The following is a 297-nucleotide window of genomic DNA, read 5'->3' on the forward strand; positions in this document are numbered from 1 at the left end:
CACCTGTTCCAGCCGCAGCCGGCTGCCCATTACTTTCAGCGCCGGCGGCGGCAGCGTGATCGCCAGCGCCTCCAGCCGGCCAGCGAAGCGGCTTCTGAGCAATACGACCGCGCCTTCGATGACGCCGCGCAATTCGACCGGCTCGGCCGCGGTGCGGCCCTTGCGGGCGAAGGCTTTCAGCTCTTCGGTGATCGAGCCGATGCGCTCCGTCAGCGCGGCAATGGCGCCGAGGTTTTCCTCGGCCGGCGCCGTCTGCTTGCGCTCCAGGAAGACGCGCGCGTTGTCGGCATAGGCGCG

General features: G+C 69.7%; 1 pseudogene. It reads right to left on the bottom strand.

The features are described from left to right. A pseudogene (locus EN818_RS31910) lies at positions 1-297 on the bottom strand (two-component sensor histidine kinase); the annotation flags it as partial.

The sequence above is a fragment of the Mesorhizobium sp. M3A.F.Ca.ET.175.01.1.1 genome (assembly GCF_004791945.1).
GTDB lineage: Bacteria > Pseudomonadota > Alphaproteobacteria > Rhizobiales > Rhizobiaceae > Mesorhizobium.